6 protein-coding genes are annotated in these 6,888 nt (G+C 69.9%); 1 reads left to right on the forward strand and 5 read right to left on the reverse strand.

The window, feature by feature from the left end:
• From ACESL7_RS11075 to ACESL7_RS11095, 5 genes are all read right to left on the reverse strand, one after another.
• A partial coding sequence (locus tag ACESL7_RS11075; protein WP_372893382.1) for an indolepyruvate oxidoreductase subunit beta family protein occupies positions 1–1,285 on the reverse strand: 1,285 nt, incomplete at its 3' end.
• Entirely contained in the window at positions 1,282–3,435 is a 2,154-nt protein-coding gene (locus ACESL7_RS11080; protein WP_372893383.1) for a thiamine pyrophosphate-dependent enzyme, read from the reverse strand. The genes ACESL7_RS11075 and ACESL7_RS11080, both read right to left, overlap by 4 nt.
• 133 nt (positions 3,436–3,568) lie before the next feature.
• Entirely contained in the window at positions 3,569–4,057 is a 489-nt protein-coding gene (locus ACESL7_RS11085) for a MarR family winged helix-turn-helix transcriptional regulator (protein WP_372893384.1), read from the reverse strand.
• The gene (locus ACESL7_RS11090) at positions 4,057–5,625 is read right to left on the reverse strand and encodes a phytoene desaturase family protein (protein ID WP_372893385.1); all 1,569 of its coding nucleotides are present in this window, start codon (positions 5,623–5,625) and stop codon (positions 4,057–4,059) included. Before ACESL7_RS11090 ends, ACESL7_RS11085 begins: the two co-directional genes overlap by 1 nt.
• 4 nt (positions 5,626–5,629) lie before the next feature.
• Positions 5,630–6,421, reverse strand: a complete 792-nt coding sequence (locus ACESL7_RS11095; RefSeq protein ID WP_372893386.1) for a cyclase family protein — start codon at positions 6,419–6,421, stop codon at positions 5,630–5,632.
• Positions 6,422–6,543: 122 nt separating this feature from the next.
• Between ACESL7_RS11095 and ACESL7_RS11100 the strand changes: the two genes are divergently transcribed.
• On the forward strand, positions 6,544–6,888 hold a 345-nt coding region (locus tag ACESL7_RS11100; protein WP_372893387.1), incomplete at its 3' end, for an FAD-dependent oxidoreductase.

The raw sequence follows: 6,888 nt of genomic DNA on the forward strand, positions 1-6,888 counted from the left end.
CCTCGACACGGTGGCGCAGCAGCCGACGGCGCCAGCGGCGCAGGCCACCGAGCGCGTAGAACATCGTGAAACCGATCACCCGGTCGGAACGGATGCGCCGGCCGCGGTTCACCAGTCGGTCGAGCGCGGCGAACACGCGCGGGCGCGCCTCGACCCGGCGACCGAGCCCGGCCGGCATCAGGCTCACGACCTCCGCCGCGCCGGGGTGGACGTATTCGGTGACGCGGATCAGGTGCTCGTCGCCCTTGCGCATCTCCTGATCGATCCGCGCCGTTCGCGGGGCGCGGGTCTTGAGGTCGGCCACGCGGATGATGTCGTCGTAGCACATGGCGTTGGCGAGGTACTTGGCCGCGTTCGCGGTGAAGGCGAAGCCCTGCTCCGCGCCGCCCGCGCGCAGGTCGCGCGCCGCCGCGTCCTCGAGGCGGTCCATGTACTCGCGCCCGTAGGCGAGATCCTGGTAATCGACGACCTTCTTCAGGCCCGCCCGCGCCAGCGCCGACGCCTCCTCGCCCGGCAGCGCATCCGCGCGGGCGACGAGGCGGTCCCAGTCGGCGAGCTGATCGGGCGGGCCGGCCACCTTGGCCGCATCCGTCCGCGGCGCCTCGGCCGGCGCCGGGTCCGTCTGCCGCGCCTCGGCGGCCTCGCGCGCGATCTCGAAGGCGCGCAGGCTCGCCGCCACGCCGCGGCCCGACTCGCGGATGGTCTCGCGGTAGCTCTCGACCGGGAACGCCAGCGCGCCCGACCCCGCGAGCGCCCCGAAGAGCGCGGCCGAGATCACGGTGCCGGACTCCTCGGCGATCTTCTCCATGTCGAAGGCGATGAACTCCTTCGCCGCCTTTTCGGCCGCCGCGCGCACCTCGTCCGCGTCGGCGATCCCGCTTCCCGGCACGATCTTTTCCGAGACGGCGAGCGCGCGGTGGGTCGAGGCGATGAGCCGCGTCCGGTCCGGCGTGACGAAGCCGCGCATGATCGCGCGCCCCGCCTCCATCATCTCGGAGGCGATCAGGATGTCCACGTCGCCTTCCGCGGGCGCGAGCGCGAAGACCGGTTGCTCGCCGTCGTCGGGCATCATCTCGATGTAGTAGATCGTCGCGCCCGTGCGCTGCGCGACGCCGGCGACGGAGGTCGCCTGCGCGGCATGGCCGTTGCGCTCGGCGAGCCGCACGATCCAGCCGTTCAGGACGCCGCCGCCCTGCCCGCCCACGGCCATGATGGCGAGCTTGACGATCCGGTCGAGCCGCGCGTCGCGCGTGCCCTGCTCGAGAAGGGGCGCCTCCCTGTTCATGCCGGCTCCTCCCAGACGAGGCGCCGCGCGGCGCGGCGGCGCTGCAGCCAGCCGATGACCGACCGGCGCATTCCGTCGAGCCAGCGTTCGAGCGGCTGCGGATTGTGCACGATTCGCGCCTCGTAGAAGGACGGGCAGAGCGCGGCGGCATCGGCCACCTCGCCGCAGTTGCCGCAGCCCACGCAGGACTGGTCGATATGCGCGATGGGATCGTCGCGCAGCGGATCGTCCGGCATCTTCAATGTCAGCGACGGGCAGCCCGAGAGCCGCATGCAGGCGTGATCGCCGGTGCAGACGTCCTCGTCCACGCCGAACTTCGGGCGTTCGACGCGGCGGCCTTCCTTGATCGCCTTGGCGCGCAGGGGCCGTTCGCGGCGCTGCCGGTTGAGCATGCACTCGGAGGACGCGACGATGACCTTCGGTCCCTCCTCGTCGGTTTCCAGCGCCTCCTTCAGCGTGGCGCGCATCCTGTTCACGTCGTAGGTGCGGTCGATCTGGCGCACCCATTTGACGCCCATGCCCTCGACGGCCTTGGTGATCGGGTGCTGGGTGTCCTTCGTCGGGTTCTCGGCGCGCGACGACAGGATGTCCTGCCCGCCGGTGGCGGCGGAATAGTAGTTGTCCACGACGATCGTCACGCCGTCGGACTTGTTGAACACCTGGTTGCCGATGCCGGAGGTCAGCCCGTTGTGCCAGAAGCCGCCGTCGCCCACGATGGAGATGGGCCGCTTCTCGCCCCCGCCGTCGAAGGCGCCGTTGGACGCGGGGCCAAGGCCGTAGCCCATCGTGGTGCCCCCGATCTCGAAGGGTGCGTTGATCGAGAAGAGGTGACAGCCGATGTCGGCCGAGATCTGGTGCTTGCCCTTCTCCTCCTCGACGAGTTTCATCGCCGCGAAGATCGGCCGCTCCGGGCAGCCGGTGCAGAACCCCGGCGGGCGCGTGGGCACGGTTTTCGAGAGGTCGGGAATCGCCTGCCCCTCCATGGGCTCGTTGGGCGCGCGGTTCTGCGCGCGCAGCATCTCGGGCGCCGCCTCGCGCAGGAAGCTCTCGATCCCCTCGAACATCACGCGGCCCGTCAGCTCGCCCGCCATCGGCAGCGGCCCCTTGCCCATGAGCTGCGTGGTCTGGCCGGCCTTGTGAAGCGCGGCGCGCAGCGCCTGCTCGATGTAGTCCGGCGCGCCCTCCTCCACGACGAGGACCGACTCCTTGCCCTCGCAGAACGCGAGGAACTCGTCCTCGACGATGGGATACCCCACGTTCATGACGTAGAGCGGCACGTCGCTCTCGCCGTGCAGGTCGGCGAGCCCGAGGCGCTGCAACGCGCGGACGACGCCGTTGTACATGCCGCCCTGCATGGCGATGCCGATCTTGCCGCGCTCGGGGCCGAAGATCTCGTTCAGACCGTGCTCACGGATGTAGTCGAGCGCGGCGGGCAGCCGTTTCGTCACCTTCTCCTGCTCGTGGGTGTAGGAATAGGGCGGCAGCACGATCCGGTCGGTGCGCCGCTGCGGGTCCGAGAGCGCATCCTCCACGGTGAGCGGCGGCGCCAGGTTGTCCCGCGCCTCGAAGGCGCCGTGCAGGTGGCAGGACCGGATGCGCACCATGAGCATCACCGGCGTGTTCGACGCCTCCGACAGCTCGAACCCGTGACGCACCGCGTCGGTGATCGCGGGCAGGTTGGGCCGCGGGTCCAGAAGCCAGATCTGCGACTTCATCGCGTAGGGGTGGCTGCGCTCCTGCATGATCGAGGAGCCCTCGCCGTAGTCCTCGCCCACGATGATGAGCGCGCCGCCCGTCACGCCGCCCGAGGCGAGGTTGGCGAGCGCGTCGGCAGCGACGTTGGTGCCCACCGGCGCCTTGAAGGTGACGGCGCCGCGGATCGGGTAGTGCACCGAGGCCGCGAGCATCGCCGCCGCCGAGGCCTCGTTCGCGTTCGCCTCGAAGCGGATGCCGAGTTCGCCCATCAGGTCCTCGGCGTCGGCGAGCACGTCCATCAGGTGGCTGATCGGCGCGCCCTGATAGCCGCCGACGTAGCCCACGCCGTTCTCGAGAAGCGCCTTGGTGATCCCGAGGATTCCCTCGCCGCGAAAGGTCTCGCCCGCGCCAATGCGAAGCTGCTCAACCTCTTTCTTGAACGATCTCTCGGCCATGCGGTCCTCCCTGCCGTCCTGTTCGCGGGCAAACTGTATCCGTTTGCATATTGTTTGAGAAGAGCGAACCGCTCCGAGCCGCACATTCGGTCTGCAGTCCTGGCATCATGCCTGCAGATGCATCGGCGCCTGCTCAGATATCGTGCTGACGGATGTTTCTCAGGATCTTCTGCAGCGTTCCGGTGAAGGCCTGCCGCTCCTCCTCCGGGATTCCGGCGAACATCCGTTGGTAGCCCGCGTACATCGCGGGCCAGGCGCGGTCGAACTCGGCGCGGCCGGCCTCCGTCAGGTAGATCTCGCGCACGCGCCCGTCGCTCGCGCGGCCCTCGCGCCGCACGAGCCCGGCCTGCTCCAGCGCCTCCAGCGTCCGGCTCATGGTGGACTGTTCCGTGACCGCGTAGACCGAAAGCTCGTTGATGGTGAGCCCCGGCACCACCGCCAGCACGGCGAGCGTCCGCATCTTCACCGTCGTCATGCCGAGCGCGCGCAGCTCGCCCTGCAGGTCCGCGTTGTAGCGGCCCATGATCCGGTTCATCAGGTAGGGAACGAAAGAGAAAAGCCCCATTTCCCCGAGCGTCTCCCCGGGACGGGACCAGTCCTCCTGCAGTTCGCCGTCGGCCATCAGCCCATCGCCTCCGCCGCGAGATATCCCGACCCACCCCCGAGGCCCGGGCCGGGATGGGTCGAGGCCCCGATATGCCAGAGCCCGGGAATCATCGTCCGATGATTGACCGAGGTCTTGAAGGGACGCCAGAGAAAGAACTGGTCGAGGGCGCAGGCCCCGCCGTAGGGATCGCCGCCCACGAGGTTCATGTTGAGCGCCTCGATGTCGGCCGGGCTTTGCGCCGAGCGCGCGATCACGCTCTCGCCGAAGCCGTCGATGTGGGCTGCCAGGATCGCCTCGATCCGGTCGGCGTAGGCCTCGCGAACCGCCTCGGTCCATGCCCCGCCGGCCGGCGCGGCGATCTCCCCCGCCGCGTCGCCCTTGATGCGCCGCGGGGCCTCCGGCATCTGAAGCCAGAGCGCGGCCTGGCCCTCCGGCGCGCGCGACGGGTCGAGCGCTGTCGGCTGGCCGACGCAGATCGTCGGCACCTCGGGCAGCATGCCCCGCTCCGCCTCGTTCACCGCCTTCGAGACCGCGTCGATCCCGTCGGTCAGATGCAGGAGGGCCACCCCCGAGAGCCCCTCGGTCTTCCACCGCGGCGGCCGGTCGAGGGCGTAATGAAGCTGGAAGTTGCCCCGGCCGTAGCGGTATTTGCGTGTGGCCTCCACCGCGGCCGCCGGCGGCGCGTCCAGCAGCCGGTAATAAAGCTGATCGGGCGTGACCGAGGCGATCACCCGGCGCGTGGCGATGCGCTCGCCATCGGCCAGCGTCACGCCCGAGGCCTCGCCCCCCTCGACGTCGATGCGCGCGACATCCGCGCCGGTCCGGATCTCGCCGCCCTGCTCGAGGATGAGCGCGCGGAAGGCATCCAGCAGGGACTGCGCGCCCCCCTTCACGATCGGTGCGCCGAGCGCTTCCAGGCTGAAGGCGATGACCTTCGCCATCATGCCCGAATAGGCCGTGTCGGGCCCGAGCCCGGCGTGCAGCACCCAGGGCGCGAAGAGCGCCTGCGCCGTCTCCGAGCGGATGTCGCTCTCGAGCCAGGCGCGCGCGGGCGCCAGCGCCTCGCCGAAAACGGCCGCGAGGCCGCGCGGCCGGCGTTGCAGCGCCGCCTTTCCAAGCAGCGTCGCGGTCTGCCGACTCCAGAGCTGCTGCCCCAGAAGCGGGAAGAAGAGATCGGCGTTCGCCTCCACCTCGCCGACGCCGCGGGCGAAGGCGTCGCCGTCCCCCTCCGCCAGCGCCTCGAACATCGCCACGTTCGCGGCGCGGTCGCGCGTCAGCACGGCGGCCGCGCCATTGGGGCGCAGCACCCCCGTGGGATGCTGCGGATCGGTGAATTCGACCCCGTGGCGCGCCAGATCCGCGCCGAGCGCCGCGTAGGCCGGCCCGGCGTGAAACAGCACCCATGTCGTCGCCATCACGTCGTGCAGGAAGCCCGGCGCGGTCAACGCCTCGGTGCGGATGCATCCACCGATCTCGCCGTTGCGCTCGAGCACGAGCACGCGCTTGCCACGCTTTCCCAGCATCGCCGCGCAGACGAGCGCGTTGATGCCGCTGCCGACGATGATCGCGTCCGGGCGCTCCATCCCGTCAGCCCTTCGGCACGAGCGCCAGCGCGCGGATCGGGCTGCCGGTGCCGGTCTCGATCTTGAGCGGCGCGGCGATCAGGACCGCCCCCTTGGCCGGCAGCTTGTCGAGATTGGCGAGGCTCGCAAGACCGAAGCAGTTGTCGCGGTGCAGGAAGTTGTGCGCCGGGAACGGCGGCTCCATGCCGCCGGCCTGCCCCGCGTCGGTGCCGATGCACTGCGTGCCCCAGCCCACGATCTTCTTCGACAGCAGGTATTCGACGCAGTCCGGGGTCGGCCCGGGAGAATGCGGACCCGTCTCGTCGGCGTTGAGGAACGTCTCCTCGTCGTCGGCGCGCGCGTCCCAGTCGGTGCGCATGACGACCCATTCGCCCTCGCCGATCTCGCCATGCTCCTTTTCCCAGGCCTTGACGTGGTCGGGCGTCAGCAGGAAATCGGCATCCTTCGCCGCCTCCTTCGAGCAGTCGATCACGTTGACCGGGGCGACGACGCGCTGGATGTCGAGCGTGTCGGTGTAGCCGTCGGCATAATCCTTGCCGGTGATCCAGTGGTGCGGCGCGTCGAAATGGGTCCCCGAATGCTCGCCCAGCACCATCCAGTTCCAGGCGAAGAAGGGACCGTCCTCGTCGTATTCGCTGATCTTGTGGATCTCGACCTTGGGCGTGTTCCTGGCGAAATCCGGGGGCAGCTTGAGGATCGGCGTGTCCGGGCCGAGTTTGCCCGAACAGTCCACCACCTCGATCTCCCCCGTCAGAAGCCTGGCGCCCAGGTCCGTCACTGTATCGGCTGCCGACATGCTGATTATCTCCTCTGCTCCCTGTCGTGGCCCGCGGCAATGCCCCGGGCGGGGCGAGCGTAGACAAGAAAATATGCGTATGCAAATGTCTCGTGCCATGGCAGCAGGCACAGGGGGACGACATGGCGGACGCCATCGTGATCGGCGCAGGCATCAACGGGCTCACCGCGGCGGCGGCACTCGCCGCGAAGGGCTGGGGCGTCACGGTTTACGAGCGCAACGCGGAGATCGGCGGCGCGGTGCGCACCGCGGAGCTGACCGCGCCGGGCTTCCGGCACGACTGGGGCGCGCTGAACCTTTCGCTCTTCGCCGGCTCGGGCTTTCATGCCCGCTTTGCGGACGACCTCGCCCGGCACGGGCTCGAATTTCTGCCGGCAAGCGATTGTTTCGCAACGGCCTTCCCGGACGGCAAATGGCTCGGTGTCTCGACCGATCCGGCCCTGACCGCCGCGCGCATCCGCGGCGAA

Source organism: Rhodosalinus sp. (genome assembly GCF_041685465.1).
Lineage (GTDB): Bacteria > Pseudomonadota > Alphaproteobacteria > Rhodobacterales > Rhodobacteraceae > Rhodosalinus.

Excerpts from the sequence above, each read along its gene's own strand:
- ACESL7_RS11095 (WP_372893386.1), bottom strand. The coding sequence starts at position 6,421 with ATGTCGGCAGCCGATACAGTGACGGACCTGGGCGCCAGGCTTCTGACG.
- ACESL7_RS11085 (WP_372893384.1), bottom strand. The coding sequence starts at position 4,057 with ATGGCCGACGGCGAACTGCAGGAGGACTGGTCCCGTCCCGGGGAGACG.
- ACESL7_RS11080 (WP_372893383.1), bottom strand. The coding sequence starts at position 3,435 with ATGGCCGAGAGATCGTTCAAGAAAGAGGTTGAGCAGCTTCGCATTGGC.
- ACESL7_RS11090 (WP_372893385.1), bottom strand. The coding sequence starts at position 5,625 with ATGGAGCGCCCGGACGCGATCATCGTCGGCAGCGGCATCAACGCGCTC.